Annotated in this window: 26 protein-coding genes; 17 read left to right on the forward strand and 9 right to left on the reverse strand. The window is 74.1% G+C overall.

Features of this window, described 5'->3' with window-relative positions; genetic code table 11:
• The first annotated feature begins 90 nt into the window (after positions 1–90).
• The 11 genes from ACZ3YL_RS11815 to htpX all read left to right on the forward strand — a co-directional run bounded on the left by ACZ3YL_RS11815 (position 91) and on the right by htpX (position 11188).
• Positions 91–507 carry an NADH-quinone oxidoreductase subunit A gene (locus ACZ3YL_RS11815; RefSeq protein WP_188306895.1) on the forward strand — a complete coding sequence of 139 codons (417 nt, stop codon included), beginning with the start codon at positions 91–93 and terminating at the stop codon, positions 505–507.
• Positions 498–1133 (forward strand): NADH-quinone oxidoreductase subunit B, encoded by a 636-nt coding sequence (locus ACZ3YL_RS11820; RefSeq protein WP_188306894.1) that lies wholly within the window; start codon positions 498–500, stop codon positions 1131–1133. Before ACZ3YL_RS11815 ends, ACZ3YL_RS11820 begins: the two co-directional genes overlap by 10 nt.
• The gene (locus ACZ3YL_RS11825) at positions 1130–2278 is read left to right on the forward strand and encodes an NADH-quinone oxidoreductase subunit C (protein ID WP_465656862.1); all 1149 of its coding nucleotides are present in this window, start codon (positions 1130–1132) and stop codon (positions 2276–2278) included. Before ACZ3YL_RS11820 ends, ACZ3YL_RS11825 begins: the two co-directional genes overlap by 4 nt.
• The gene (gene nuoH, locus ACZ3YL_RS11830) at positions 2275–3234 is read left to right on the forward strand and encodes an NADH-quinone oxidoreductase subunit NuoH (RefSeq protein ID WP_411292987.1); all 960 of its coding nucleotides are present in this window, start codon (positions 2275–2277) and stop codon (positions 3232–3234) included. Before ACZ3YL_RS11825 ends, nuoH begins: the two co-directional genes overlap by 4 nt.
• On the forward strand, positions 3231–3788 hold the full coding sequence (locus ACZ3YL_RS11835) for a NuoI/complex I 23 kDa subunit family protein (protein WP_465656864.1): 558 nt from the start codon (positions 3231–3233) through the stop codon (positions 3786–3788). Before nuoH ends, ACZ3YL_RS11835 begins: the two co-directional genes overlap by 4 nt.
• Positions 3785–4492, forward strand: a complete 708-nt coding sequence (locus ACZ3YL_RS11840; RefSeq protein ID WP_188306059.1) for an NADH-quinone oxidoreductase subunit J family protein — start codon at positions 3785–3787, stop codon at positions 4490–4492. Before ACZ3YL_RS11835 ends, ACZ3YL_RS11840 begins: the two co-directional genes overlap by 4 nt.
• Entirely contained in the window at positions 4492–4869 is a 378-nt protein-coding gene (nuoK, locus tag ACZ3YL_RS11845) for an NADH-quinone oxidoreductase subunit NuoK (protein WP_188306060.1), read from the forward strand. The genes ACZ3YL_RS11840 and nuoK overlap by 1 nt, the downstream gene beginning before the upstream one ends.
• The gene (locus ACZ3YL_RS11850) at positions 4866–6929 is read left to right on the forward strand and encodes an NADH-quinone oxidoreductase subunit 5 family protein (RefSeq protein ID WP_465656867.1); all 2064 of its coding nucleotides are present in this window, start codon (positions 4866–4868) and stop codon (positions 6927–6929) included. Before nuoK ends, ACZ3YL_RS11850 begins: the two co-directional genes overlap by 4 nt.
• A 101-nt stretch (positions 6930–7030) precedes the next feature.
• On the forward strand, positions 7031–8587 hold the full coding sequence (locus ACZ3YL_RS11855) for a complex I subunit 4 family protein (RefSeq protein WP_465656869.1): 1557 nt from the start codon (positions 7031–7033) through the stop codon (positions 8585–8587).
• Positions 8588–8643: 56 nt separating this feature from the next.
• A complete protein-coding gene (locus tag ACZ3YL_RS11860) occupies positions 8644–10206 on the forward strand; it encodes an NADH-quinone oxidoreductase subunit N (protein ID WP_188306063.1) in 1563 nt (520 codons plus the stop codon).
• Between the two features lie 118 nt (positions 10207–10324).
• Positions 10325–11188, forward strand: a complete 864-nt coding sequence (htpX, locus tag ACZ3YL_RS11865; protein ID WP_188306064.1) for a zinc metalloprotease HtpX — start codon at positions 10325–10327, stop codon at positions 11186–11188.
• Between the two features lie 42 nt (positions 11189–11230).
• On the opposite strand, the gene ACZ3YL_RS11870 is transcribed toward htpX, so the two are convergent.
• Positions 11231–12685 (reverse strand): aminotransferase-like domain-containing protein, encoded by a 1455-nt coding sequence (locus ACZ3YL_RS11870; protein WP_465656871.1) that lies wholly within the window; start codon positions 12683–12685, stop codon positions 11231–11233.
• Here ACZ3YL_RS11870 and ACZ3YL_RS11875 point away from each other — a divergent pair.
• The 3 genes from ACZ3YL_RS11875 to ACZ3YL_RS11885 all read left to right on the forward strand — a co-directional run bounded on the left by ACZ3YL_RS11875 (position 12684) and on the right by ACZ3YL_RS11885 (position 15161).
• Positions 12684–13595 carry a DMT family transporter gene (locus ACZ3YL_RS11875; protein ID WP_465656873.1) on the forward strand — a complete coding sequence of 304 codons (912 nt, stop codon included), beginning with the start codon at positions 12684–12686 and terminating at the stop codon, positions 13593–13595. The two genes, ACZ3YL_RS11870 and ACZ3YL_RS11875, sit on opposite strands and share 2 nt — an antisense overlap.
• A 177-nt stretch (positions 13596–13772) precedes the next feature.
• Complete coding sequence (locus ACZ3YL_RS11880; protein WP_188307970.1) at positions 13773–14198, forward strand: BlaI/MecI/CopY family transcriptional regulator; 426 nt, start codon at positions 13773–13775, stop codon at positions 14196–14198.
• 3 nt (positions 14199–14201) lie between these two features.
• Positions 14202–15161 carry a M48 family metalloprotease gene (locus ACZ3YL_RS11885; RefSeq protein ID WP_465656876.1) on the forward strand — a complete coding sequence of 320 codons (960 nt, stop codon included), beginning with the start codon at positions 14202–14204 and terminating at the stop codon, positions 15159–15161.
• Between the two features lie 60 nt (positions 15162–15221).
• Here the strand turns inward: ACZ3YL_RS11885 and mug are convergent, their stop codons facing one another.
• The 7 genes from mug to ACZ3YL_RS11920 form a co-directional block, all read right to left on the reverse strand.
• Positions 15222–15764 (reverse strand): G/U mismatch-specific DNA glycosylase, encoded by a 543-nt coding sequence (gene mug / locus ACZ3YL_RS11890; protein ID WP_317620859.1) that lies wholly within the window; start codon positions 15762–15764, stop codon positions 15222–15224.
• Between the two features lie 68 nt (positions 15765–15832).
• The gene (locus ACZ3YL_RS11895) at positions 15833–16831 is read right to left on the reverse strand and encodes a phosphatase PAP2 family protein (protein ID WP_465656878.1); all 999 of its coding nucleotides are present in this window, start codon (positions 16829–16831) and stop codon (positions 15833–15835) included.
• A gap of 148 nt (positions 16832–16979) precedes the next feature.
• Positions 16980–18059, reverse strand: a complete 1080-nt coding sequence (locus ACZ3YL_RS11900) for an aminopeptidase P family protein (protein ID WP_465657011.1) — start codon at positions 18057–18059, stop codon at positions 16980–16982.
• Between the two features lie 131 nt (positions 18060–18190).
• A complete protein-coding gene (locus tag ACZ3YL_RS11905) occupies positions 18191–19537 on the reverse strand; it encodes a dipeptidase (protein WP_188302342.1) in 1347 nt (448 codons plus the stop codon).
• 9 nt (positions 19538–19546) lie between these two features.
• Positions 19547–19984, reverse strand: coding sequence for a hypothetical protein (locus ACZ3YL_RS11910; RefSeq protein ID WP_188302341.1), 438 nt, complete (start codon positions 19982–19984; stop codon positions 19547–19549).
• The gene (locus ACZ3YL_RS11915; RefSeq protein WP_465656881.1) at positions 19984–21516 is read right to left on the reverse strand and encodes an APC family permease; all 1533 of its coding nucleotides are present in this window, start codon (positions 21514–21516) and stop codon (positions 19984–19986) included. The genes ACZ3YL_RS11910 and ACZ3YL_RS11915 overlap by 1 nt, the downstream gene beginning before the upstream one ends.
• A gap of 138 nt (positions 21517–21654) precedes the next feature.
• Positions 21655–23130, reverse strand: a complete 1476-nt coding sequence (locus tag ACZ3YL_RS11920) for an MFS transporter (RefSeq protein WP_465656883.1) — start codon at positions 23128–23130, stop codon at positions 21655–21657.
• A 139-nt stretch (positions 23131–23269) separates the two neighbouring features.
• On the opposite strand from ACZ3YL_RS11920, the gene ACZ3YL_RS11925 reads away from it, so the two are divergent.
• The 3 genes from ACZ3YL_RS11925 to ACZ3YL_RS11935 all read left to right on the forward strand — a co-directional run bounded on the left by ACZ3YL_RS11925 (position 23270) and on the right by ACZ3YL_RS11935 (position 25144).
• On the forward strand, positions 23270–23923 hold the full coding sequence (locus ACZ3YL_RS11925; protein WP_465656885.1) for an ArsR/SmtB family transcription factor: 654 nt from the start codon (positions 23270–23272) through the stop codon (positions 23921–23923).
• Positions 23924–23965: 42 nt separating this feature from the next.
• Entirely contained in the window at positions 23966–24454 is a 489-nt protein-coding gene (locus tag ACZ3YL_RS11930; RefSeq protein ID WP_188302337.1) for a hypothetical protein, read from the forward strand.
• Positions 24455–24601: 147 nt separating this feature from the next.
• Positions 24602–25144, forward strand: a complete 543-nt coding sequence (locus ACZ3YL_RS11935) for a hypothetical protein (protein WP_465656888.1) — start codon at positions 24602–24604, stop codon at positions 25142–25144.
• A gap of 101 nt (positions 25145–25245) precedes the next feature.
• On the opposite strand, the gene ACZ3YL_RS11940 is transcribed toward ACZ3YL_RS11935, so the two are convergent.
• A complete protein-coding gene (locus ACZ3YL_RS11940; protein ID WP_188302335.1) occupies positions 25246–25734 on the reverse strand; it encodes a YajQ family cyclic di-GMP-binding protein in 489 nt (162 codons plus the stop codon).
• Between the last annotated feature and the right edge of the window lie 7 nt (positions 25735–25741).

Consider the following 25741-nt stretch of genomic DNA (forward strand, 5'->3'; position numbering starts at 1 on the left):
CTCACGCATTGGCCATGGTTAAGACCGTGTGAGTGAACGTCGTGGAACCGACCCGAGGGCGGGGTCCGCGGCCGAGGTGGAGGCGAAGGCATGGAGGGCCAGCAGGCGGCTGCCGTCGCTGCCGACCCGGCGGTCGGCAGCGGCTACTTCGACGCGTACGCCGCGATGGGCCTGCTGGCCGTCATCGGGGTGCTCTTCGTGGCCGTGGCGTTCACCGCCAACCGCCTGCTGCGGCCGGTGGTGTACTCGCCCGAGAAGCTCCTCACCTACGAGTGCGGGGTCGACCCGGTGGGCGAGGACTGGGCGCACACCCAGGTCCGCTACTACGTGTACGCCTTCCTGTACGTGATCTTCGCGGTCGACGCGATCTACCTGTTCCCGTGGGCAACCGTCTTCGCCACGGCCGGGTACGGTGCGGCAACGCTGATCGAGATGTTCCTCTTCATCGGCTTCCTCGCGGTCGGACTGCTCTACGCTTGGAGAAAGGGCGTTCTGGAATGGACATGACCCACACCCACGCGCACGGCGCCCAGGACGGCCCCGTCCCGCTCGGCCTGCCGGACCCGGCCCGCCCCGGCGCCGTCGAGCGCCGAGGCATCGGCCCGCTCGCCCGGCTCGCGCCCGACCCGGTCAAGGTGGTGCTCAACTGGGGGCGCCGCTACAGCCTCTGGTGCTTCAACTTCGGCCTGGCCTGCTGCGCGATCGAGTTCATCGCCGCGTCCATGGCCAAACACGACTTCATCCGGATGGGCGTCATCCCGTTCGCGCCCGGTCCCCGCCAGGCGGACCTGATGATCGTCTCCGGGACGGTCACCGACAAGATGGCGCCCGCCGTCAAGCGCCTCTACGAGCAGATGCCCGAGCCGAAGTACGTCATCTCCTTCGGCGCCTGCTCCAACTCCGGCGGGCCCTACTGGGACTCCTACTCCGTCACCAAGGGCGTGGACCAGATCATCCCGGTCGACGTCTACGTGCCCGGCTGCCCGCCCCGGCCGGAGGCGCTGCTCCAGGGCATCCTCAAGCTGCAGGAGAAGATCGCCGCCGAGTCGCTGCCCGGCCGCTACACCGCGCCCGCCGCGGCGCTGCGCCGGCCGCTGGTGGCGGGGCCTGCCACCGATGGAGGAGTGTCGTGAGCGAGCGCAGCGAGCCACCTGTCGAGACGCTCACGGCGGAGCAGTACGCGGCGTCGGTCGGGGAGTGGGCGACCGGCGCCGAGGCGTACGGGCTGATCACCGTCGACGTGCCCGCCGAGCGCTGGACCGAGGCGCTCACCCATGCCCGGGACGTCCTGGGCCTGCGCTACTTCGACTGGCTGAGCGCCGTGGACGAACTCGCCGAGGGCTTCTCCGTGGTCGCGCACCTGGCCGCCGCCGAGGCACCGGGCGTACGGCACCTCGCGCTGCGCACCCGGGTGCCGCGCGACAGGGCCGCGCTGCCGAGCGCCGTCACGGTGTACGCCGGGGCGGCCTGGCACGAGCGCGAGACCCACGAGATGTTCGGCATCGACTTCCCCGGGCACCCGTACCCGGCCACCCTGCTGCTGCCGGACGGCTTCGAGGGGCACCCGCTGCGCAAGGAGTTCGTGCTCGCGGCGCGGGTCGCCAAGGCCTGGCCGGGCGCCAAGGAGCCGGGCGAGTCGGACCACGGCGACGGGCCCGCCCGGCGCAAGATGCAGCCGGCCGGTGTGCCGGACCCGAACGAGTGGGGCCCGCTCAAGGGCACCCTGCCGCCGGTCGCCGAGCGGCCCGCGCGCGGTGCGCGGGCGGCCGGGGCGGCGGCGCGCACGCCCCGGGCCGGTGCTGGCGCTGCCGCTGCCGGTGCCGCCAGTGCCCCGGCTGCCGAGGGTGCTCCGCCGGTGCGGGCGGACCGGCCGCGGCGGACCCGGTCGGTGTCCGAGGGGTCGGCGAGCCAGGCGGGCGCCGAGACGCCTGCCACTCCTGAGACCCCTGCTGCCCCGGCCGCCTCTGCTGCCTCTGCTGCCGAGGGTGCTCCGCCGGTGCGGGCCGACCGGCCGCGGCGGACCCGGTCGGTGTCCGAGGGGTCGGTCAGCCGGCCGGCCGACGACGCCGCCGCCGAGCCGACGGCCGAGCCCGCGGCTCCGGCCCGGCCCCGGTCCTCCGACGCGCCCTGGCACAACCCGGTGCCCGCCCACGACGAGAAGCCGTCGGGCGAGCCGGAGGAGCCGAGCGAGCCGGGCGGGCCGGGCGAGAAGGAGCCGGGCGGGACGAAGGACGAGACGTCGGCCGGAGCGGCCGACCAGGACGGAGACGGCGCGTGAACCTGCTCGACACGGTGCTCCGGTGCGTCGCCACCCTGGTCGTCTTCCTGGTCTTCCCGCTGGTCATCGGCCAGACCGAGCACAAGGTGATGGCGCACATGCAGGGCCGCCTCGGCCCGATGTACGCGGGCGGCTTCCACGGCTGGGCGCAGCTCGTCGCCGACGGCGTGAAGTTCGCGCAGAAGGAGGACATCGTCCCGGCCGGGGCGGACCGCCGGATCTTCCAGCTGGCGCCCGCCGTCTCGCTGCTGCCGTACCTGTTCGTGCTGCTGGCGATCCCGGTCGGTCCGGACGGCTTCGTCGGTCAGGCGATCGACGCCGGGCTGTTCTTCGTGCTGGCCGTGATGGGCGTCGGGGTGATCGGCAAGCTGATGGCCGGCTGGGCCTCGGCGAACAAGTTCTCGCTGCTCGGCGGTCTGCGCACGGCCGCGCAGCTGATGTCGTACGAGCTGCCGATGGTGCTCGCGGCGGCCTCGGTGGCGATGGCCGCCGGCACCCTGTCGCTGCCCGGGATCCTGGACGCCTGGCACTGGTACTGGCTGCCCTGGCAGATCATCGGCGCCTTCGTGTTCTTCACGGCCGGGCTGGCCGAGCTCCAGCGGCCGCCGTTCGACATGCCGGTCGCCGACTCGGAGATCATCTTCGGCGCGTACACCGAGTACACCGGGCTGCGCTTCGCGCTGTTCCTGCTGTCCGAGTACGTGGGCATCCTGGTGGTGTCGGCGCTGACGGCGGTGCTGTTCCTCGGCGGTTGGCACGGGCCGATGTCCGACCAGCTCGGCTGGCTGTGGATGATCCTCAAGACCTTCGCGCTGGCCTTCGTGGTCATCTGGCTGCGGGTCACCTACCCGCGCCTGCGCGAGGACCAGCTGATGCGCTTCGCGTGGTTGGTACTGATCCCGCTCGCGCTCGTCCAGCTGGCCCTCACCGGCATCATCAAGGTGGCGATCGCATGAGTTTTCCCGGTGCCGGGCTCGCCAAGGGCCTGGCTGTGACGCTGCGGACGATGACGAGGAAGAGCGTCACCGCGCAGTACCCCGACACGCAGCCGGTGCTGCCGCCGCGTTCGCGCGGCGTCATCGCGCTGCTGGAGGAGAACTGCACGGTGTGCATGCTCTGCGCGCGCGAGTGCCCGGACTGGTGCATCTACATCGACTCCCACAAGGAGACGCTGCCGGCCGCCGACCCGAACGCCCGGGCCCGCACCCGCAACGTGCTGGACCGGTTCGCCATCGACTTCTCGCTCTGCATGTACTGCGGGATCTGCATCGAGGTGTGCCCCTTCGACGCGCTGTTCTGGTCGCCGGAGTTCGAGTACGCGGAGACCGACATCCACGAGCTGACCCACGAACGGGAGAAGCTCCGCGAGTGGATGTGGACCGTCCCGGCGCCGCCGGCGCTGGATCCGGCGGCCGAGGAGCCCAAGGAGATCGCCGCCGCGCGCAAGGCGGCGGACAAGCTGGCCGCGGCCGCCGCCGTGACCCCGGACGAGAAGGGTGACGACGCGTGACCGCCGCTGCCACGCTTCTCGCGGCGACCGGTTCCCTGGAGCCGGCCGCCCGTTCGTTCCTGTCCCCGACCGGCCAGGAGATCGTCTTCCTGCTGGTCGGCATCGCGGTGCTCGGCTCGGCGGTCGTCTCGGTGACCACCAAGCAGCTGGTGCACGCCGCGCTCTGGCTGGTGGTCGCGCTCGGCGGGCTGGCGGTGGAGTTCCTGCTGCTCACGGCCGAATTCATCGCCTGGGTGCAGGTGCTGATCTACCTGGGCTCGGTGATCGTCCTGGTGCTGTTCGGGCTGATGCTCACCAAGGCGCCGATCGGGCGCTCGCCGGACGCCGACTCCAAGAACCGCTGGGTCGCCCTGGCCGTGGCGCTCGCCTCCGCCGGGACGCTGGTGACGCTGGTCGTCGACGCCTTCCGGACCTCCTGGATCGACCTCGGCGCCGGCGGCGGTTCGGCCGCCGTCACCGGGGCCAGCCTGTTCCGTAACTGGGTGCTGCCCTTCGAGGCGCTGTCCGTGCTGCTGCTGGCGGCGCTGGTCGGCGCGATCGTGCTGTCGCGCGGCTCCAAGCGCCGGGTGCCGGCGCCCCGGGCGGGCCGGGTGCGGGCCGGACGGCCGGTCGGGTCGAACGGGACCGTGGCCGCGACCGCGCCCAAGCCCCCCGTACCCGTGTCGTCCGCGTCGGAGGCGTCCGTGCCGGAGGAGGAGAGCTGATGCACCTCGCCTACCCCGTCGTCCTCGCCGCGCTGCTGTTCAGCGTCGGCGTGTACGGCGTGCTCGCCCGGCGCAACGCCGTCCTGGTGCTGATGTCCGTCGAGCTGATGCTCAACGCCGTCAACCTCAACCTGGTCGCCTTCGACGCCTGGCTGCGCGACGCGCTGCACGCCGGGCAGGCGCTCACCCTGTTCACCATCACCGTCGCCGCCGCCGAGATCGGGCTGGGGCTCGCCATCGTCCTGCTGCTGTTCCGGGCCCGGGGCACCGCGGACATCGACCGGGCCACCGCGCTCGGCGACCCGGCCGAGCCGCACACGCCCGCCGAGGAGCAGCCGGTCGCAGCCGAGGCACTGAAGGGCCGGGCCACCGCATGAACCTCGCCCTGCCCGCCCTCGTCCCCGCGCTGCCCGCACTCGGCGCCGCCGCGACCCTGGCCGTCGGCAAGAAGGCGCCCGCACTGGCCCGGCCGCTGGCGATCGCCCCGGTCGCCGTCTCGGCCGTGCTCGCCCTGGTGGTCGCCCTCCAGCTCGGCACCGGCCAGACCCTGGACGCCGCCACCCGGCTCACCCCGACCGGCGGCCCGGACATCGCGCTCTCCCTCCACCTGGACGGCTTCAGCTCGCTGATCTCCGTGCTGGTCGGCCTGGTCGCCACCTGTGTGCAGGTCTACTCGACCGCCTACCTGAAGTCGGATCCGCGCTACCCCTCGTACGCGGCGCTGGTCTCGCTGTTCACCGCGGCGATGTTCCTGGTCGTCTACTCGGGCGACCTGATCGTGCTGCTGGTCGGCTGGGAGGTCATGGGCGTCTGCTCGTACTTCCTGATCGGCCACCACTGGGAGACCGCCGACGCCCGCTCGGCCTCGCTCAAGGCCTTCCTGGTCACCAAGCTCGGCGACGTGCCGTTCCTGTTCGGGATCTTCCTGCTCGGCGCGGACGCCGGCAGCTTCCGGATCCCGGACGTGCTGGCGGCCGCGGGCGAGGGCAGGCTCGCCCACCCGACCCTGACGGCGCTGCTGCTGCTCGCCGGCGTGGCCGGCAAGAGCGCGCAGTTCCCGCTGCACACCTGGCTCCCGGACGCGATGGCCGGCCCGACGCCGGTCTCCGCGCTGATCCACGCCGCCACCATGGTCGCGGCCGGCATCTACCTGGTGGCCCGGCTGATGCCGGTGTTCCTCCAGTCGGGGGCGGCGCTGGTCGTGCTCGCGGTGATGGCCGCCGTGACGATGATCGGCTCGGCGCTCTGCGCGCTCGCCCAGGACGACCTCAAACGGGTGCTCGCCTACTCCACCGTCGGCCAGCTCGGCTACATGGCCGGCGCGCTGGCCAGCGGCGACCGGGAGGCCTCGGTGTTCCACCTGGTCAGCCACGGCGCGTTCAAGGCGCTGCTGTTCCTGGCCGCCGGCGTGGTGATCCACGCCGCGCACAGCAACTCGGTCTCCGCGATGTCCCGGATCCCGGGGCTGCGCAAGCGGGTGCCGGACGCCTACTGGACGATGGGCATCGCGCTGGTCGCGCTGGCCGGGCTGCCCCCGTTCTCCGGCTTCTTCAGCAAGGAGGCGGTGCTGACCGCCGCCGAGCACGCCGCCAACGGCGAGGCGCTGACCAACGGCCTCGGCCCGGCCTCGGCGGTGCCGCAGGCCGCCGGGTGGATCGTGCTGATCTCGGCCGCGCTCACCGCCCTGCTCACCGGCGCGTACGCGACCCGGGTGTTCCTGGTCACCTTCCACAGCCCAGCCGGGGCGGCCGCGGCGGCACCCGCGGTGCTGCCCGCCGCCGACCTGGGCGCGGTGGCCGCCGACCACGAGGCCGACGCGCCGTACTCGCCCGAGCCGGACGAGGCCGACCCGGCCACCGCCGAGCCGCCCGCGATGCGCTGGCCGCTCTGGGTGCTCGCCGTCCCGACCATGGGCCTCGGCGTCGCCGGGCTGCGTTCGGACTGGCTGCCCGCCCTGCTGGACGGCGGCTCGCTGCGCCCCACCGGGGTCACCGCCGTGACCGGCACCGGGCTCGCCGTGGTCGGTGTGCTCGCCGCGTACGGCGCCTGGCGCTCGGCCGGCGCACGGGTGGCCACCGGCCGCCCCACCCCGGCCGAAGGCTGGGGGAGGGTGCCAGAGCAGCCCGGTGCCCCGGCCGCCGAGGTGATCGTCGCCGACCCCGGGCGCACCCTGCTGGGCCCGCTGTTCGGCCCGGCCCGGCACGGCTTCGGCGTCGACCGGCTGTACCACCTGCTGTTCGTCCGCCCGGTGACCGCCGCGGCCCGGCTGGTCCGCTTCCTCGACCGCGAGGTCGTCGAGGGCTATGTGCAGGGCAGCGGGATCGCTGCCAACCTGCTCGGTCGGGCCGTCCGGCTCGCGCAGACCGGCAACGCGCAGACCTACCTCAGCGCGCTGCTGGCCGGAGTCGTCCTGCTGGCCGTCCTGGTGGCGGTGTAGCCGGTGCCGACGCCCCCCGCCTCCGTCCCGTTCGCCCCCGTTGCCTTCACCTCCGTTCCCTTCACCCCTGTTCCGTTCGCCGCCGTCGCTGGGAGCCTCCGATGAACGTGGTCCTCATCGCCCTCCTGGCGCTGCCCCTGTTCGGCGCCGCGCTCACCATGGCACCGGTGTTCGGACCGGACCGGGCCGTCGCCGGCCGACGGGCGCTACGGCTGAACTCCGTGGTCACCGGCGCGGCGCTGCTGCTCTCCGTCGCCCTCGCGGCCGGCTTCGACCACGACTCGCCGGCCCGGATGCAGGCCACCACCGACGTGTCCTGGATCCCGGCCCTGCACGTGCGCCTCCACCTCGGCGTGGACGGCGTCTCGCTGCCGCTGATCGTGCTGACCGCGCTGCTCACCTTCCTCTGCGCGCTGTACTCGGAGAAGCGGCTGCCGGACGGGGAGAACGCCCCGTCGGCGCAGGCCTTCGTCGGGCTGTTCCTCCTCCTCGAAGTCGGCATGCTTGCCACCTTCGCGGTGCTGGACCTCCTGCTCTTCTTCCTGGCCTTCGAGATCGTGCTGATCCCGATGTACTTCCTGATCGCCCGCTGGGGGAGCGGCGCGAGGACCCCGGCCGCCAACCGGTTCATCCTCTACACGCTGCTCGGCTCGGCCGTGATGCTGCTCGGCTTCCTGCTGATCGGCAGCAAGGCCGGCACCTTCGACATGCAGGCGCTGGCCGCCGGGCACGGCCACGGCCTGAGCCACACCACCCAGGTGACCGCCGCGCTGGCGATCATGGTCGGGCTCGCGGTCAAGGCCCCCGCCTGGCCGCTGCACAGCTGGCTCCCCGACGCGCACACCGCCGCCCCGACGGTCGGCTCGGTGCTGCTCGCCGGTGTGCTGCTGAAGATGGGCACCTACGGTCTGGTCCGCGTCCTCCTCCCGGTCGTGCCGGACGGCACCGCGACGCTGGCCCCCTACCTGGGCGCCTTCGCCGCCGTCGGCATCGTCTACGGCTCGCTGGCCTGCCTGGCGCTGGCCCGCTCCGGAGCCAAGGGCGACCTCAAGCGCCTGATCGCGTACTCCTCCGTCGGCCACATGGGCTTCGTGCTGCTCGGCATCGCCTCCCTCACCCCGGTGGGCGTCAACGGCGCGCTGTTCGCCAACATCGCCCACGGTCTGATCACCGGTCTGCTGTTCTTCCTGGTCGGGGCCGTCAAGGACCGCTACGGCACGGCGGACCTCGACACCCTCGCGGGCGCCACCGGCGCGGCCCTGTACGGCCGGGCGCCCCGGATCGGCGCGCTGCTCGCCTTCGCCGCCGTCGCCAGCCTCGGGCTGCCCGGCCTGGCCGGCTTCTGGGGCGAGCTGCTGGCCATGTTCGGCGCCTTCGACCCGGCCGCCGGCCTGTCGCGCCCCGCCTTCGTCACCTACATGGTCCTGGCCGGCCTCGGCACCCTCCTCACCGCCGCGTACCTGCTGATCGTGGTCAAGCGCGTCTGCATGGGCGACCCCGCGCAGCCCGCGCCGGTGGGCGAGGTGCCCGACCTGCGGCCGTACGAGGCCGTCAGCTGGACGCCGCTGGCCGCGCTCACGCTGGTGGCCGGCCTCTGGCCCGCCCTCCTGCTCGGGCTCTCCGACCCCGCCGTCAAGCACCTCCTCGGGGGTGGCTGACCGTGCTCGCAGCCCACACCGCCGCACTCGGACCTCACTCCACGGGGCAGCACACTGTGACCTCCCTCGCCGTAGCCAACCCGGGCAGCCTGATCCAGTCCGTGGACTGGGTGGCGATCGCGCCCCCGCTGATCGCCGCCGTGGCTGCCCTCGCCGTGCTGGTCACCGACCTGTTCCTGCCCGAGCGGCACAAGCAGTGGCTCGGCCGCCTCGCCGCGGCCGGACTCGCCCTCGCCCTCATCGCACTCCTTCCCCTCACCGGGGGATCACCCCGAGCGACGTTCTGCCTCCGGAACGTAGCAGGGGCCACTGACACCGCCGGGTGCTCCTACGTCGCCGACCACTTCGCCCTGGTGTTCCAGCTGCTCGCCCTCGGCGGCGCGCTGATCGCGGCGCTGCTGTCGACCCAGACGGTGGACCGGGAGAAGCTGCCGCGCGGCGAGTACTGGTTCCTGCTGCTCTCCAGCGCCACCGGCGCCGCCCTGCTGCCCGCCTCCCGCGACCTCGCCACCATGGTGATCGCCCTGGAGGTCGCCTCGCTGCCCGCCTTCGCCCTGGTCGCGCTGCGCCGGGACGGGCGGGGCGCGGAGGCCGCGTTCAAGTTCTTCGTCTCCTCGGTGACCGCGACCGCCGTGATGCTGCTGGGCATCGGCTTCGTCTACGCGGCCAGCGGGAGCCTGCACCTCGGCGCCGTCGCCCAGGGCCTGGAGCACGCGCCCGGCCAGCTGCGGCCGCTGGCCGAGGCCGGGGCCGTGCTGACCTTGGTCGGCTTCGCCTTCAAGGTCGCCGCCGTCCCGTTCCACTTCTGGTTGCCCGACACCTACACCGGCGCCCCGCTGCCGGTGGCCGGCTACCTCTCGGTGGTCGGCAAGGCGGCGGGCCTGTCCGGGCTCGCGCTCGCCACCACCATCGCGTTCCGCCCGTACGCCCACTCCTGGGGCCTGGTGCTGGCCGTGCTGGCCGCCGTCACCATGACCGTCGGCAACGTCGGCGCGCTGCGGCAGCGCTTCGACACCCGGTACAGCGCGGTGCGGCTGCTGGCCTGGTCCTCGGTCGGCCAGGCCGGGTACCTGCTGGTGCCGCTGGCCGCGGCCGGCTACGCGCCCACCGGCGCCGACATGCTCGGCGCGACCGCCGCGTACGCGCTGATCTACGGCGTGGTCAACCTCGGCGCCTTCGGGGTGGTCGCCGCCGTCGGCCGCCGGGCCGGGATCAGGGTGGACGACTTCCGCGGCCTGTTCGCCCGCAACCGCTGGACGGCGCTCGCGCTGGCCTTCTTCCTGCTCTGCCTGGCCGGGCTGCCGCCGGGCGTGATCGGCCTGTTCGGCAAGGTCGTGGTGTTCCGCGCGGCGGTGGACGCCGGGCTCGGCTGGCTGGCCGTGGTGATGGCCGTCAACGTGGTCGTCGCCCTGTACTACTACCTGCGGTGGACGGCCCGGCTGTTCGCCCCGGCGGACCCGGCCGACGCGGCGGCCGCGGCGGCCGCGGCTGAGGACGGCGCCGAGCGACGGCTTCCGGTCGGCCTGACCGCCACGCTGGGGCTCACCGCCTCCCTCGCGGTGGTGCTCTCGGTCGCCCCGCAGCTGGTCCTCCAGGTGGCCGGCGGCTCGCTGTTCTGAGCCGCCGACCGGGTGTCGCGTCGGTCAAAAGGGAACAAGGTCCCGGGCCCCGCCCGTTGAGCGGGCAAGAGGGACGAGGCAGAAAGGGCTTCCCCACCGCACCACTGGAGGGCCTGACGTGCACAGCCGGCACAACGGACTGAGGACCGCCGTCCTGCTCGGTGGCCTCTCGGCGCTGATCCTGGTGATCGGCGGTTTCTTCGGTCGGACCGGCTTCGTGATCGCCCTGCTGGTCGCCCTCGGGACGAACGCCTACGCCTATTGGAACAGCGACAAGATCGCCCTGCGGGCCATGCGGGCCCGGCCGGTCAGCGAGTTCGAGGCACCCGGGCTGTACCGGATCGTGCGCGAGCTCTCCACCTCGGCCCGCCAGCCGATGCCCCGCCTCTACATCTCCCCGACCCCGGCCCCGAACGCCTTCGCCACCGGCCGCAACCCGCGCAACGCCGCGGTCTGCTGCACCGAGGGCATCCTGCGGATCCTGGACGAGCGCGAGCTGCGCGGCGTGCTCGGGCACGAGCTCAGCCACGTCTACAACCGGGACATCCTGATCTCCTCCGTGGCCGGGGCGCTGGCCTCGGTGGTGATGTTCCTGGTGAACTTCGCCTGGCTGATCCCGTTCGGCCGGAGCGAGGACGACGACGGCCCCGGGCTGTTCGGGATGCTCGCGATCATGATCCTCGGGCCGGTCGCCGCCGGGCTGATCCAGCTGGCGGTCAGCCGCTCCCGCGAGTACCAGGCCGACGCGGACGGCGCCCGGATCACCGGCGACCCGCTCGCCCTCGCCGGCGCCCTGCGCAAGCTCGACGCCGGCACCCGCCAGCTGCCGCTCCCGCCGGAGCCCCAGCTGCAGACGGCGAGCCACCTGATGATCGCCAGCCCGTTCCGCCCGGGCGAGGCGGGCGCGCGGCTGTTCTCCACTCACCCGCCGATGGCGGAGCGGATCGCCCGGCTGGAGCGGATGGCCGGGTACCGGCAGTAGTGCAGGGCCGGGGGCCGGCCGTGGCGGGCGGACCGGCTCGGCCTACCCGGCCGACTCCTGGTAGGCCGTCCGCAGGCGGTGGATGCCCTCGGCGACCTGGGCGGGGCCGTCCGCGGCGGCGTAGCTGAGCCGCAGGTGCGGGGCCGGGGGCTCGGCGGCGTGGTACGGCCGGCCGGGGGTGACCTGGACGCCGGCGCGCAGCGCCGCGGCGGCGAGGGCGCCGTCGTCGGTGCCGTCCGGGAAGCGCAGCCACAGGTGGTAGCCCCCGGGCCGGTAGGCGCCGAGCACGCCGGGCAGTTCCCGGTGCAGGGCGGCCACGGCGGCGGTGCGGCGGTCGCGCAGTTCGGCGCCGAGGGCGCGCAGGTGGCGGGCCCAGGCGGGGTCGGAGACCAGTTCCAGGGTCGCCTCCTGGAGCGGCCGGGGCACGAAGAAGCTGTCCACCACCTGGGTGGCCCGCAGCCGGGCGAGCGCCGGGCCGCGTGCGGTGAGGGCGCCGACCCGCAGGTTCGGGGAGGCGGCCTTGGTGAGCGAGCGCAGGTGCACCACCACGCCGTCCTGGTCGTCGGCGGCGAGCGGACGCGGCAGTGCCGGGGCGTCCGCGTGGACGAGCAGCCGGGCGAAGTCGTCCTCGATCACGAAGGCCCCGGCGGCCCGGGCGATCCGCAGCACCTCCGCCCGGCGCGCGGGCGAGAGCACCGCGCCGGTGGGGTTCTGGAACAGCGGCTGGCAGACGAACACCCGGGCCCGGGTGGACTCGAAGGCGTCGGCCAGCAGCTCGGTGCGCACGCCGTCGGCGTCGATCGGGACGGGCACCGGCCGCAGCCCGGCGGCCCGGATCACCGCGAGGATGCCCGAGTACGTCGGCGACTCGACCAGCACCGGCGAGCCCGGCGCGGCCAGCGAGCGCATCGCCACGGTGAGCCCGCCCTGCCCGCCGGAGGTGATCAGGACGTCCCCGGCGCCGATCGGCCCGGCGTGGCCGCCGATGTCGCGGGCGAACCAGCCGCGCAGCTCGGTGAGGCCGTCGGTGGGCGGGCGGTCCCAGGCGCCCGGGCGGCGGCCGGCCCGGGCGAGGGCGGCGGCGAGCAGCCGTTCGGGCAGCAGCGAGGAGTGCGGGTAGCCGCTGTTGAGGTCGATGACGTCCGGCGGGGGCACCCGGAGGGTGGCGAAGACCGGGGCGGCCAGCAGGTCGCGCGGGCCGGAGCCGGCGCTGAGCGCGACCTCCTGCCAGGAGAGGTCGCCGGGCCGGGCGGCCGGGGCCGCCGGGGCGCCCGGGGCCGCCGCGAAGGCCGCCGCCCGGAACACCCCGGCGCCCGGCCGGGAGACCACCAGTCCCTCGGCGACCAGCACCGCGATGGCGCGGGAGACCGTCACCGGGCTGACCTGGTGGCGTTCCATCAGCGCCCGGCTGGCGGGGAGCTTTCGACCCTCCGGGTAGCGCTCGACCTCCCGCCGCAGGCTTTCGGCGAGTTCGGCCACGCTGCTACGCTCGTTCATGACGGCACAAGATAGCGCTACCCGCTCTGCGGCGATAGCGCCCCGGCCCGGCGGGCCCGCCTCCGGCACCGCCCTCGCCGCCCTCGGGGTGGCCTCCTTCTCGCTCAGCTTCCCGGCCACCGCGTGGTCCCTGACCGGCTTCGGCCCGTGGACCTCGACCGGGCTGCGCGGCGCCCTGGCCGGGGTGTTGGCCGGTCTCTACCTGCTGGCCTCCGCCGCCCCGCTGCCCAAGCGCCGGCACTGGCCGGGGCTGGTGGTCGTCTCGGCCGGCTGCGTGCTGGTCTTCCCGCTGCTCACCACGCTCGCCCTGCGGACCTCCTCGACCGCCCACTCGGCGGTGGTCATCGGCGTCCTGCCGCTGGCCACGGCGGTGATCGCGGCGCTGCGCACCGGCCGCCGGCCGTCCCGGGCGTTCTGGGCGGCGGCGCTGGTGGGGGCGGTGGCCGTGCTCGCCTTCACGCTGCTGCAGAGCCACGGCCGGCCGACCGTCGCCGACCTCTACCTGGTCGTCGGCCTGCTGGTCTGCGCGGCCGGGTACGCGGAGGGCGGGCGGCTGTCCCGGGACCTCCCGGGCGCCCAGGTGATCGCCTGGGCGGTGGTGGCCGCGCTGCCCGTGATGCTGCTGACCTCCGGGTACGGGCTGGCCGTCGAGCCGGTGCACCCCGGCGCGAAGGCGCTGGCCGGGCTGGGGTACATCGCGGCGGTCTCGCAGTTCGCCGGGTTCGTGCTCTGGTACCGGGGGATGGCGGAGATCGGCGTGCCGCGGGCGAGTCAGCTGCAGCTCGCCCAGCCGCTGCTGACGCTGGTGTGGTCGGTGCTGCTGCTGGGCGAGGACCTGCCGGTGGCCGCGCCGGTGACGGCGGCGGTGGTGCTGGTCTGCATCGCGGTCACCCAGCGGGCCCGGGCGTAGGGCCCGGGTGTAGGGCCCGGGCCCGCTCGTACACCCCGGGCCCGCTCGTACGCCCCCGGCCAGCTCGTACGCCCCCGAACCCTCGGTCCGAGCCGTCCGGAGGAGCCCTCCGCTCGTTAGGATGAGCCCGCGCCCCGCGTCGGTCCGGGGTGCGGCATCCGGAGGGAGTGGGCCGTCATGGCAGACGAGAGGCACGCCCCGGCGTCCGGAGACGCGCCGGCCCGACGGCGCGGCCAGGGCGAGCTGGAGGCGCAGGTGCTGGCAGTGCTCCAGCGGGCGCCCGGCCCGGCCACCGCGGGGTGGGTCCAGGAACGCCTGGAGGGCGATCTGGCGTACACCACGGTGATGACCATCCTGTCCCGGCTGCACGCCAAGAACGCCGTCTCCCGGAGCCGCGCCGGCCGCTCGTACCTGTGGCAGGCCTCGGCCGACGCCGCCGGGCTGGCCGCGCTGCGGATGCGGCGGATGCTCGACGGCGAGGCGGACCGGGACGCCGTGCTCGCCAGCTTCGTCACCGCGCTGCTGCCGCACGACGAGGAACTGCTGCGGGCGCTGTTGGACGCCGCGTCCGCGGATCCGGCACCGGCCGACCGTGAGAGCTGACCCGTGGGCTTCTTCGTCTTCCTCCCGCTCATCCTGCCGCTGACCGCGGTGCCGATCGCCCGGCTGACCGAGCAGCACCTGCACCCGCGCGGCGCCGCCCGGCTGATGACCGTGATCAGCGCCGTGATGGCGGTGTGCAGCGTGCTCTGCCTCGGGCTGATCGGCGTGGTGGGCACCGCGCAGATCCCAGGCAACCCGCTGCCGGACAGCTGGTCCGACCCGGAGGTGCGGCACGCGCTGCCGTACCACGAGACGGTCGGCACGGCGGCGATGTGGCTGCTGGTGCTGGTCGGCTTCGCCTGCTGCCGGACGGTCGTACGGCACCTGCGGGTCCGCTCCCGGGCCCGGCGGGCGCTGGCCGGGCTGCCCGACGGGCCGGCCGAGGCCGGTGACCTCGCGGTGCTGCCGGACCGCAGCCCGTACGCCTACGCGCTGCCCGGCTCGCCCGGGCGGGTGGTGGTCTCCACCGGGATGCTGGACGGGCTGGCCGAGGACGAGCGGGAGGCGCTGCTCGCCCACGAGCGGGCGCACCTGCGCCACCGCCACCACCGCTACCTGCTGACCACCCAGCTCGCCGCCTGCGTCAACCCGTTCCTGCGGCCGTTGCAGGACGCGGTGGCGTTCAGCGCGGAGCGGTGGGCGGACGAGGAGTCGGCCCAGGCGGTGGGGGACCGGCGGATCACCGCCCGGGCGGTGGCCCGGGCGGCCCTGGTCTCGCACGCCGCCCCGGCGCCGGGCTTCGCGGCCTTCGCGGCCCCGGCCGCCGCCCAGCCCGGCCCGGTGCCGCGCCGGGTGGCGGCGCTGCTCGGCCCGGTGCCGACGGCCCGCAACTGGCCGCCGGCCAAGACCCCGGCGGGCCTGGCGGCGATGGTCGCCGCGGTCGGCACGGCGGCCTCGGCGCTGTGCGCGCTGAACGCGGCGGTGGCGCTGCTGGTGGTGCTCAAGGCCGTCACCCCCTTGTAGGGGCTCGGAAACCCGCCCGGGCCGGCCGTCACCACGCAGGTGGGAGCTCGAAGACCGGCCCTAGCCGTCGAGGCTCTCCCGGAGCACGCGGAACTCCGCGGCCAGCGCGTCCAGGGTGTAGTGGGCGTTGAGGCCGCTGGGGTTGGGCAGGACCCACACCTCGGTGTCGCCGATGCCCTCCGGCTGGCGCCCGATCGCGGCCTGCCGGTGCCCGAAGGCGGTGCGGTAGGCGCCGATGCCGAGCACCGCGAGGACGCGGGGCCGCAGCCGCAGGACGCGCTCGCGCAGCGCCGCGCCGCCCGCGCGCAGCTCCTCGGCGGTGAGTTCGTCCGCCTTGGCGGTGGTGCGCGGGGCGACGTTGGTGATGCCGAGGCCGAGGGCGGGCAGTTCGCCCTGTTCGTCGGGCCGGTACTGGCGCTCGGTGAAGCCGGAGCGGTACAGGGCGGGCCAGAAACGGTTGCCGGGGCGGGCGAAGTGGTGCCCGGTGGCGCCGGACCACAGGCCCGGGTTGATGCCGCAGAACAGCACCCGCAGCCCGGGCCCGGTGATGTCCGGGATGGTGGTGTCCTGGGCGGCCCGGAGCTGTTCGGGGGTGGGCTTCACCGGCTTCACCTGCTGTGTGGGCTTCGTCGGTGGCGTAGTCGGTGGCGTGGTCGGTGTCGGCGTGGGCTTCACCGGGCCAAGTCTGCCGTGGCGGCGGTCCGCGCCGTGCGGCGGTCGCGCAGCCGGCGCAGCCCGAAGACGACCACGGCGGCGTACGTCCAGCCGACGAGGACGTCCACGATGAAGTGCTCGGCGCCGTAGATCAGGGTGAACGCCATGGCGAGCGGATAGGCGACCAGCAGGGCGCGCAGCCAGGGCCGGGCGGTGGGCCAGAAGAGGAACAGCAGCATCGCCGGGTAGGCGGAGTGCAGCGAGGGCATCGCGGCGACGTCGTTGGCGAACTGGCTGCCGTTCTCCAGCAGCGAGTCGGCCTGTGGCAGCCCGGTGTGGGAGATGGTCTCCCAGACCACCCGGTGCAGCTGGGGCATGTTGCCCTGCTGGCCGACCAGCCACGGCGGGTCGGCCGGGTAGAGCAGGTAGGTGGCGAAGCCGGCGAAGGTCAGGGTGAAGTAGCAGGCGAGCAGTTGCCGGAAGCGCTGGTGGGAGCGCCGCCAGAGGACGGCGAGCAGGACGAAGACGACGAGGAAGTGCGAGAGGTAGACGACCGTCGCCGCGTAGTCGTACCAGTGCGGTGAGCCGGGGGTGTAGAGGGCGTGCTGGATCCGTACGGTCCAGGTCTGGCCGAAGCCGAGCAGTTCGTCTGCGCGCAGTTGGGGGAGCCAGTGCGGGGCCCAGGGGGTGTGGGCGCCGTAGCCGCGCAGCAGCGAGTAGGCCCAGACCACGGCCATCACCGGGACCCAGTCGCGCAGCACCGGCAGGAAGCCGCGGGTGCCGTGGCCGCTGTGGACGGCGGCGGTGAGCAGGGCGCCGATCAGCCAGAGGAACACCACGTCGTTGGCGAAGGCCATGCCCTGGGTGGCCAGGAACCAGACGAAGGCGGTGAGGTAGGCCGGCCAGGCCAGCAGCCGCAGTCTGGACAGGCCGGTTCGGCGGGTGCGGTCGGTCACGGGACGCAGTCGTCCGGCCCGTACCGGGGGCGGTGGGGCCGGGCTCAGCAGCTTCGTCATGCTCACCGAAACTAGCAACGCAAGCTTGGAGGACTCTGGGTGAACTATGACCGGCTCGTAAGAAAATCGCACTGGTGGGTCACATCTTGGCGGACGAAGGTCCCGAAACTCGGACGAACGGCCCGTCGGCCCGGCCTCGTCGGCCGGGTCAGGCCACGGTGCCGAGCTCATGCGGAGTGTTGTTGAAGCGCCGTCCGCCGTTCGCCGTCACCATGACGATGTCCTCGATCCGCACCCCGAACCGGCCGGGCAGGTAGACGCCGGGCTCGATCGAGAAGCACATCCCGGGCACCAGCGGCCGCTCCTCGCCCTCGACCAGGTACGGCGGCTCGTGGGTGGTGATCCCGATGCCGTGGCCGGTGCGGTGGATGAAGTACTCGCCGTAGCCGCCCTCGGTGATCACCCGTCGGGCGATCCGGTCGATCTCCTGGCAGCTCACCCCGGGCCGGACCGCCTCGAAGGCGGTCTGCTGGGCGAGCCGGACCAGGTCGTGCACCGTGCGCACCTCGTCCGGGACGTCCGGGCCGACGTGCACGGTGCGGGTGGTGTCGGAGCCGTAGCCGTCCTTGAGCCCGCCGAAGTCCAGCACCACGGTGTCGCCGGTGCGGATGATCCGGTCCCCGGCCTCGTGGTGCGGGTTGGCGCCGTTGGGGCCGGAGCCGACGACGGTGAAGTCGACCTGGCTGTGCCCGTACTGGATCAGCAGCGCGCCGAGGTCGGCGGCCACGTCGGTCTCCCGGCGGCCGGCGAAGGTGACCTCCAGGATGCCCCGGTAGGCGGCGTCCGCGGCGCCGCCGGCCGCGGCCAGCCGCTCCAGCTCCTCCGGGTCCTTGACCGCGCGCAGCATCGGCAGGGACTCGGTGAGCGAGGTGAAGACGGTGCCGGGCAGCGCGGACTGGAGGCCGAGCAGGTGCATCGCCCAGGCGTTGTCGGAGACGCCGTACCGGCCGGCCGGCTCGAACAGCGGACGGGCGGTGGCGTACGGGTCCTCGCCATCGGACCAGTCGAGCAGGTCGACGGCGGGGGCGCCGAGCGCCTTCTCGGCGTCCGGGCGCTCCAGCTTGGGGACGATCAGCGCGGGCCGGCGCCCGGCGGTGAGCACGAGGGCGGTGAGCCGCTCGGTGATCGCGGTGGGCTGGTAGCCGCACAGGTAGGTCAGGTCGGGGCCGGGGGCGACCACCAGGCCGGCCAGCCCGGCCGCGGTCGCCTCGGCGCCGGCCCGGGCCATCCGGGCGGTGTGGTCCTCGGTGGTGAACGGACGGGGCACGGTCGCTCCTCCTCGGGGCCGGGCTTCGCCGGACCGGGCCGGACGGACTACGGTTCTACGATGTTCGCCGACTTCCCGCAACCGCGCCACGGTCAGCGGCTGTTGGCGAAGTGCCGGAGGAACAGCGCCTCCACGTGGGCCATCCGCCGGATCTCCTCCGGGGCGACGCTCTCGTTCGGCGCGTGGATCAGGCAGCGCGGCTCCTCGACGCCCATCAGCACGATCTCCGCCTCGGGGAAGGTGGTGGCGAGGACGTTGCAGAGCGGGATCGAGCCGCCCTGGCCGAGGAAGGACATCGGCTTGCCGTAGACCTCCTGCATCGCCTTGTCGAGCGCGGCGTACGCGGGCCCGCCGGTGTCCGCCCGGAACGGCGCGCCGGCGCTCTCCCGCTGCACCTCGACCCGTACGCCCCAGGGCGCGGCGGCCTCCAGGTGGGCGACCAGGGCGTCCTGGGCGGCGCGGGCGTCGGTGCCGGGCGGCACCCGCAGGCTCACCCGGGCCCGGGCGGTGGCCGGGACGGCGGCCGCGGAGCCGACCACCGGCGGGCAGTCGATGCCGAGGACGGTGACGGCGGGGCGGGCCCAGAGCCGGTCGGCGACCGTGCCGGAGCCGGTCAGCCGGACGCCGTCCAGCACGCCGGCGTCGGTGCGGAACCGGGTCTCGTCGTACCCGACGCCGCTCCAACTCCCTTGGCAGTCCAGGCCGTCGATCCTGGTGCCGCCGTCGGCGCCGCGCAGCGAGTCCAGCATCCGGATCAGCGCGGCGAGGGCGTCCGGGGCGGGGCCGCCGAACATGCCGGAGTGCACATCGCCGTCGAGGGCCCGGACGCCCACCACCACGGTGACCACCCCGCGCAGCGAGATGGTCGCGGTGGGGACGCCGACGGCGGCGTTGCCGGTGTCGCAGATCAGCAGGGCGTCCGCGTGCAACTCCCCGGCGTGCGGGGGCACGTACTGCTCCAGGCCGCCGGTGCCCTGCTCCTCGGAGCCCTCGACCACCAGCTTGAGGCCGACCGGGACCTCCTCGCCGAGCGCTCGCAGCGCGGTGAGGTGCATGACGATGTTGCCCTTGCAGTCGGCGGCTCCGCGCCCGTACCAGCGGCCGTCGCGCTCGGTGAGCCGGAACGGCGGGGAGGTCCAGGCGGCGGCGTCGAGCGGGGGTTGGACGTCGTAGTGGCTGTAGAGCAGCACGGTCGGGGCGCCGGGCGGGGGCGGGCGGTGGCCGACCACGGCGTGGCTGCCGTCCGGGGTCTCCTCCAGGTGGACGTCGCGCAGCCCGGCCTCGGTGAAGGCGGCGGCGACCCACTCAGCGGCCTCCCGGCACTTCTCCGGCGGGTACTGCCGGGGGTCGGCGACGGACGGGATGGCCACCAGCTCGGCCAGGTCGGCCTGCGCTCGGGGCATCAACTCATCGATCCGGCGGGCGAGTTCGTCGGTCATCTGAAGCTCCTACTTGCGGACGGTGTCGCGCAGGTCGAGGTCGTCGATCCGGTCCTGGAGGGCGGCGAGCCGGTCCGGGCAGTACACCGAGAGCACGATCGCCTCGGCCCGCACCACCTCGCGGTCGGACAGCACCGGGCGCTGGCCGGGCCCGCCGGCGCCGTTGGACATCCCGTACGTCCACTGCGCCTGGTTGAGCGCGTTCGCCGGGTCGGCGCAGACCGCGCCGCCGTCCTCGCCCAGGGTGTGGACGATCTGGTCCCGGGTGGGCACCGGGTAGCCGGCCGAACTCAGCGCGGCGGAGAGCTGGTCGGCCTTCCGGGCGGCCAGGTCGGTGGCGTGCAGCTGGGTGAACGACAGCAGGCCGGTGATCAGCATCGCGACCAGCAGGGCGATCGAGCCCAGGTAGATCCAGCGGTGCCGGGAGGCCATCGGACTCCTGGTCATCACGCCGCACCCCCTTCGGTGCCGCGCAGTTCCTGCGCCTCCTGGGCGGCCAGCTCGGCCGCGGCCTCGGGTGAGCGCCAACTCGGCTTGCGCAGCCGCAGGAAGAGGTAGGGGATGACCAGGCCGAGCAGCAGCAGGCCGCCGCCGACGATCCCGACGTACGACCAGACGCTGCCGCTGCCGAACTGCGAGGACGGCACGAAGCCGATCCCCATCGCGGCGGCCGAGGCGAGCAGGCCGATCACGCAGATCGGCACCAGGGCCGGGGCCCGGTAGCCGCGCGGATGGTCCGGCTGGGTGCGGCGCAGCCGGATCGCCGCGGTGAACATCAGCAGGTAGACGATCAGGTACACCTGGGTGGTGATCACCGAGAAGATCCAGTAGGCGCTGGAGACGTTCGGGATCAGCGCGTACAGCAGGGCGATCGCGGTGGTGAGCACGCCCTGGGTGACCAGCAGGTTCTGCTGGACGCCCTCCCGGTTGAGCCTCTGCAGGAATGGCGGCAGGTAGCCCTCCTGGCGGGAGATCATCAGCAGGCCCTTGGAGGGCCCGGCCAGCCAGGTCAGCATGCCGCCGAGCGAGGCGGCGATCAGCGCCACCGCGATGACCGGGGTGAGCCAGCCGATGTCGAAGTACTGGAAGAAGGCGTCGAAGGCCTGCATCACCCCGGCGGTGAGGCTCAGTTCGCTGGACGGCACCACCCAGCTGATCGCCAGCGCCGGCAGGATGAAGATCGCCAGCACCATCGCGGAGGCGGTGAACATCGACCGCGGGAACTCCCGGGCCGGGTCGCGCAGCGAGGAGACGTGCACCGCGTTCATCTCCATGCCGGAGTAGCTGAGGAAGTTGTTGACGATCAGCACCAGGCTGGCCAGGCCGGTCCACTGCGGGAACAGGTGCGCGGCGTCCATCGGGGCGGCGGACGCGTTGCCCTGCCCGAGGAAGACGAAGCCGAGCACGACCAGCAGGGTGCCGGGGACCAGGGTGCCGATCACCAGGCCCATCGAGGAGAGCCCGGCCACCGCCTTCGTCCCGCGCGAGGACACCCAGACACCGGTCCAGTACAGCACCATGATCACGACCGCGGTGTACGGGCCGTTGCCGGCCAGCCGCGGGTTCACCACGTACGCGACGGTCGAGGCCACGTACGCCAGCAGCGACGGGTAGTAGAAGATCGTCATCGCGAACTGGCACCAGACGGCCAGGAAGCCCAGCGGCTTCGACAGGCCCTCCGAGACCCAGCGGTAGACGCCGCCCTCCCAGCCGGAGGCCAGCTCGGCGGAGACCAGCGCGGTCGGCAGCAGGAACACGACCGCCGGGACGAGGTAGAGGAAGACGCAGGCCAGCCCGTAGACCGCCATGGTCGGGGCGGAGCGCAGGCTGGCCACCGAGCTGGTGGTCATCAGGGCCAGGGTGATCCAGGACATCCGCGGGGCGGTGGCCAGCCGGCTGGCCACCGAGCCGGTGCGCTCCCGGGTGGCCGGGCCGGCGGCGTCCCCGGAGCCGGGCGGGGGCGCGTCGGTGGAACTCATCGGTCCTCCTCCGGTACGGCCCCGGTCGGCTGCGCGGAGGCGCCGGGGGAGGGGCCCCGGGGGCGGGCCGTACCCGGTCAGTTCACCCGGTTGCCCCGCCCGCCGCATGCGGCGGGCGGCCGTGCGGGTGACCGGTGCTCAGCCCCGGGGCCCGTCCTCGGACTCCCGCCTGCGGGGCGACGCCGGGCCCTGGGCGGACGTGGGCGCGGTGGCGGACGTCGGTGCGGTGGCGGACGTGGGCGCGGTGGCGGACGTCGGCGCGGTGGCGGACGTTGGCGCGGTGGCGGACGTCGGTGCGGTGGCGGGCCAGACGGCGCGGCGCAGCGTACGGTTCGCGGTCGCGGGCAGCAGGGCGACGGCGAGCACACCGGCGATCGCGGTCAGCGCGGTGGCGGGGGAGAAGCGGTCCAGCAGCAGGCCGGCGGCGAAGGCCCCGGCGGGCATCCCGGCGGTGAGCAGCGTCATGGTCGCCGCGATCACCCGGCCGCGGAGCCCGTCCGGCACCTGACGGAAGACCAGCAGGTCGAGCATCACCCGCAGGGCCGGGACGCCCGCGCCGACCACGAACAGGGCGACGAAGACGGTGGCCGCCCCGCCGGGCAGCAGCGGCGCCAGCGGCACCGGCACGGCCGTCCAGGCCACGGTCAGCAGCAGCACACCGGGCCCGGCCAGCCGGTGCAGCCGGGAGACCAGGGTCGCCCCGGCCAGCGCCCCGACCGCCTCGCCGGCCAGCGCCAGGCCGATCCCGCCGCTGCCGGTGCCGTGCTCGCGCAGCAGCACCATCACGGGCAGGGTGAGCGCGGCGCCGGTCAGGTTGATCACCAGCAGCACGGCCAGCGCGGGGCGCAGCAGCGGGGAGGCGGCGAGGAAGCGGAAGCCGGCCAGGGCGCCGCCCTCCTCCCGCGTGGGCTCCGGGGCCGTCCGGGACGGTCGGGTCGGGCTGGGGAAGCGCACCACCAGCGCGGTGACCAGCGCGATCAGCGAGGCGAACGCGGCGCCCAGGAAGGGCACCGAGCGGCCGAGCCCGAACAGCAACCCGGCCAGCGGCGGACCGACCAGCGCGGCGCCGCTCATCCGGGCCTCGTCCTGGGCCAGTGCCTGCGACAGCTGCTCCGGTGCGACCACCGAGCGCAGGGCCAGCAGCCGGACCGGGCCGCTGTAGGCGATGGTCGCGCCCACCAGCGCGGCGACCAGCAACAGGTGGACCAGGGTCAGTTGGTCGAGCGCCAGGGCGGCCAGGACGCTGGCCAGGGCCAGCAGCCGGGCGGCGTCGGAGACGACCAGCACCCGGCGGCGGTCCCACCGGTCGGCGACCGAGCCGCCGTGCACGCCGAACAGCAGGGTGGCGGCCATCTGGACGGCGCCGAAGGCCCCGGCGGCGGTGGAGGAGCCGGTGAGGGCGAGGACCAGCAGGGGGAAGGCGGTCTCGCCGATCATCAGGCCGAGCGTCGCGCAGGAGGTGCCGGCCCAGAGGGCCTGGAAGCGCAGGTTGCGCCGCAGCGGTACGGGCGGCGGCGGGGTATCCGTCGGTCCGGGGTCGGTCGGTCTGGGGCCTGCTTCCGTCGCTCCGGGGTCCGCCGTCCGTTCGGCCGTCGTCGTGGAGTGCTCCGCCATGTCCCGCCCCCGTCGTTCTCGCCAGCCAGCATCGTTCACGATATCGTGAATGATGGCGTGAATGTGAGCGCTTGCGCAAGGGTGAGTGCTCACCCAGGTGTGATTGCGCCCGCGGCGGACGATCTGCGAGGGTGGGCCCGTGGCCGAGCACGAACGGGAACCCGCCGACGGGGACGAGCAGCCCACCACCTGGGTCAAGGAGCGCCAGGTGGGCGATGTCGCGGTGCTCAAGGCGCTGGCCGACCCGCTGCGCCTCGCCATCCTCGGCGCCCTGAAGACCTCCGCGGACCGCCCGCTCACCGCCAAGGAGCTCGCCGCCGAGCTCGGCGAGCCGCAGACCAAGCTCTACCGGCACATCAAGCAGCTGGAGAAGGCCGGACTGATCCTGGTCGCCGGCACCCGGTTGGTCTCCGGCATCGTGGAGAGCCGCTACCAGGTCGCCCAGGACTCGATCCGGCTCGCCCCGGAGATGTTCACCGCCGACTCCCCGGCCCGCTCCGAGGCGTACGACGCCATGCAGGCCGCGATGGACCGGGTCCGCGGCGACTTCCGCGCCCATGTGGCCGACGGGCGGCTGGACTTCGGCCGCTCCCAGGACGGTACGGGCACTCCGTCCGGCCTGTTCGCGGACTTCGCGCTGCGGCTCGAGCCGGCGCGGCTGGCCCGGCTGCAGTCCCAACTGAAGGAACTCCTGGACGAGCTGACGGCGGAAGGTCCGAGTACGGCCGATGACGCCGTGGACGTGACCCTCTTCACCCTGCTCTACGGTCTCCGGGCGGGCACGGAATCATAAATTCCGGGCCGACTGTCAGTGCGGTGGGACAGCATGTCCGGCATGTCGTATGAACTCCAAGCGCTGATAGGCATGGTGGAGCTGCTGTCGGTGGCGGCGGCGGAAGTGCCGGCGGCCCGGGTGGTGCCGCTGGCGCAGGGGCTGGCGCTGATCCCGGTCACCTCCGCCGTGCTGGCCGCGCTCCAGGGCGACGCCGCCGTGCCGAAGCCCGGCAGCGGGGCGGGCTTCGGCTGGCACCCGGACGGTTTCGAACTCCGGCTCGCCGCCTGGTCGAAGGCCGGTCCGATCGCCTGCGTCGAGGCCGAGTACTTCGGCGGCAGCGGCACCCAGCGCGCCGCCGTCTGGTCGGACGGCCGGGTCGTCCTGGGCCCGCTCACCAGTGGCGGGTTCGAGCCCGTCCCGGCCGAGGGCACCCCGATCTCCCGGGCCCTGCGGCGGCTCGGCGGGCACGTCGAGCCGGGCCGGGTGGACGAGTTCGACTCCGTCGGGCTGGGTGCGCGCCGCCGCACCGCCGACTGGGCGGCGGGCTGAACCGACGTGCCGCCGTTCGGCGTACCTGCGGCGGGCTGAACCGACGCGCCGCCGTTCGGCGTACCTGCGGTGGCTGCGTCCGGACGACGCCCGCACGGTGTGAGTCAGGCGATCTCGCCTGACTCGTACTGAGAGGAAGCAGTACCCATGCGTGCCACCCGGATGGCCGTCGTGCTGACCACAGCCCTCGCGCTGACCACGGTCGCCACGGCGTCCGCCACCGCCGCCGGCAATGGAGCCGCGGCCCCCCGTACCACCGTCCCGGCCACCGTCACCGCCGCCGTCCCGGTCATCCCGGTCACGGTCCCGGCGCCGCCGGCCACCCTCCCGGCCGCCGACGACCCGGCGCTGCCGACAGTCCCCGGTGTTCCCGCGGTACCGGCCCTCCCGGCCACGCCGGACCCGAGCGCGGCCCTCGGCGATGTCGTCAAGCTGGTCACCGGCCTGCTCTCGGCGGTGACCTCCGCCGTCCCCGACCCCGCCGCCATCCAGCAGCTGGTCGCCTCCCTGCAGAGCCTCCTGCAGGGCCTGCTCGGCCAGCTCCCGGCCGTGCCGGCGCCGCCCACCGTCCCGGCCCCGCCCAAGCTTCCCGGCTCCGCACCTGCGGGCCTCCAGGAGCAGCTCGACACCCTGCGGGCCCAGGCGCAGGCCCTGACCGCCACCACCCACTCCCTCCCCGCCGCCGGCTGACCCGCCGCGCCGACGCGAACGGCCCCGCTCCCGGATCCGGGAGCGGGGCCGTGCCGTCCTGTTCCCCGCGCGCGGGGGCGGGTGGGCAGGAGCGGGGTCGACTAGCGGTAGTTCACGTACTGGATCGCGAACTCCAGGTCCTTGCCCTTGAGCAGCGCCTGGACGGTCTGGAGGTCGTCGCGGCTCTTGGAGCTGACGCGCAGCTCGTCGCCCTGGACCTGGGCCTTGACGCCCTTCGGGCCCTCGTCCCGGATGATCTTCGCGACCTTCTTGGCATCCTCCGTGGTGATGCCCTCCTTGATGTCCGCGAAGATCTTGTACTCCTTGCCGGACAGCTGCGGCTCACCGGCGTCCAGGGCCTTCAGCGAGAGGCCGCGCTTGATGAACTTCGTCTGCAGCACGTCCAGGATGGCGCGCACGCGCTCCTCGCCGTTGGCCTTCATCTCGATCTTCTCGCCGGAGCGGCTGATCTCGCCGCCCACGCCCTTGAAGTCGAAGCGGGTGGCGATCTCGCGGGAGGTCTGGTTGATCGCGTTGTCGACCTCCTGCCACTCGACCTTCGAGACGATGTCGAAACTGGAGTCGGCCATGGGTGTT

It is taken from the genome of Kitasatospora sp. NPDC023176, from assembly GCF_055560495.1.

What these genes read in the sequence shown, in the direction of transcription:
- ACZ3YL_RS11920 (WP_465656883.1), bottom strand. Translation starts at nt 23,130, where the DNA reads ATGGCGGAGCACTCCACGACGACGGCCGAACGGACGGCGGACCCCGGA.
- ACZ3YL_RS11935 (WP_465656888.1), top strand. Translation starts at nt 24,602, where the DNA reads ATGCGTGCCACCCGGATGGCCGTCGTGCTGACCACAGCCCTCGCGCTG.
- ACZ3YL_RS11910 (WP_188302341.1), bottom strand. Translation starts at nt 19,984, where the DNA reads ATGACCAGGAGTCCGATGGCCTCCCGGCACCGCTGGATCTACCTGGGC.
- ACZ3YL_RS11905 (WP_188302342.1), bottom strand. Translation starts at nt 19,537, where the DNA reads ATGACCGACGAACTCGCCCGCCGGATCGATGAGTTGATGCCCCGAGCG.
- ACZ3YL_RS11870 (WP_465656871.1), bottom strand. Translation starts at nt 12,685, where the DNA reads ATGAACGAGCGTAGCAGCGTGGCCGAACTCGCCGAAAGCCTGCGGCGG.
- ACZ3YL_RS11930 (WP_188302337.1), top strand. Translation starts at nt 23,966, where the DNA reads ATGTCGTATGAACTCCAAGCGCTGATAGGCATGGTGGAGCTGCTGTCG.
- ACZ3YL_RS11875 (WP_465656873.1), top strand. Translation starts at nt 12,684, where the DNA reads ATGACGGCACAAGATAGCGCTACCCGCTCTGCGGCGATAGCGCCCCGG.
- ACZ3YL_RS11815 (WP_188306895.1), top strand. Translation starts at nt 91, where the DNA reads ATGGAGGGCCAGCAGGCGGCTGCCGTCGCTGCCGACCCGGCGGTCGGC.
- ACZ3YL_RS11850 (WP_465656867.1), top strand. Translation starts at nt 4,866, where the DNA reads ATGAACCTCGCCCTGCCCGCCCTCGTCCCCGCGCTGCCCGCACTCGGC.
- ACZ3YL_RS11895 (WP_465656878.1), bottom strand. Translation starts at nt 16,831, where the DNA reads ATGACGAAGCTGCTGAGCCCGGCCCCACCGCCCCCGGTACGGGCCGGA.
- ACZ3YL_RS11835 (WP_465656864.1), top strand. Translation starts at nt 3,231, where the DNA reads ATGAGTTTTCCCGGTGCCGGGCTCGCCAAGGGCCTGGCTGTGACGCTG.
- ACZ3YL_RS11915 (WP_465656881.1), bottom strand. Translation starts at nt 21,516, where the DNA reads ATGAGTTCCACCGACGCGCCCCCGCCCGGCTCCGGGGACGCCGCCGGC.
- nuoK (WP_188306060.1), top strand. Translation starts at nt 4,492, where the DNA reads ATGCACCTCGCCTACCCCGTCGTCCTCGCCGCGCTGCTGTTCAGCGTC.
- ACZ3YL_RS11940 (WP_188302335.1), bottom strand. Translation starts at nt 25,734, where the DNA reads ATGGCCGACTCCAGTTTCGACATCGTCTCGAAGGTCGAGTGGCAGGAG.
- ACZ3YL_RS11855 (WP_465656869.1), top strand. Translation starts at nt 7,031, where the DNA reads ATGAACGTGGTCCTCATCGCCCTCCTGGCGCTGCCCCTGTTCGGCGCC.
- ACZ3YL_RS11880 (WP_188307970.1), top strand. Translation starts at nt 13,773, where the DNA reads ATGGCAGACGAGAGGCACGCCCCGGCGTCCGGAGACGCGCCGGCCCGA.
- ACZ3YL_RS11820 (WP_188306894.1), top strand. Translation starts at nt 498, where the DNA reads ATGGACATGACCCACACCCACGCGCACGGCGCCCAGGACGGCCCCGTC.
- ACZ3YL_RS11900 (WP_465657011.1), bottom strand. Translation starts at nt 18,059, where the DNA reads ATGGCCCGGGCCGGCGCCGAGGCGACCGCGGCCGGGCTGGCCGGCCTG.